1 protein-coding gene is annotated in these 344 nt (G+C 39.5%); it reads left to right on the top strand.

Features of this window, described 5'->3' with window-relative positions; genetic code table 11:
* A partial coding sequence (locus tag MWU65_RS17640; RefSeq protein WP_281501091.1) for an alpha-N-acetylglucosaminidase TIM-barrel domain-containing protein occupies positions 1–344 on the top strand: 344 nt, incomplete at both ends.

Here is a 344-nt window from a genome sequence, read left to right as displayed (position 1 = left end):
TTTGCTGGTTTTGCTCCAAAAGACATCAATAGATTATATCCTGAGAATGAACTTTTACAAGTAAGTTGGGGAGGTTTTCCAGAAAAATATCAAGGGTATCTTATCAGTCCAAAAACACCCTTGTTTGATAAGATAGGAAAACTTTTTATGGAAGAGTGGGAGAGTGAGTTTGGAAAAGGCAAATACTATCTTGCGGATAGCTTCAATGAAATGGACCTTCCAAAGACGGATCAACCGGTATCTGAACTTTTGGCAGAGTACGGAAGTTCTATTTATGAGTCCCTTAAATCAGGAAATCCGGATGCCGTATGGGTAGTGCAGGGATGGATGTTTACCTACCAAAG

The sequence above is a fragment of the Cellulophaga sp. F20128 genome, from assembly GCF_023015805.1.
Taxonomy (GTDB): domain Bacteria; phylum Bacteroidota; class Bacteroidia; order Flavobacteriales; family Flavobacteriaceae; genus Cellulophaga.
Note: the sequence above shows the minus strand (reverse complement) of the source record. Positions and strands in the feature narration are given on the sequence as shown.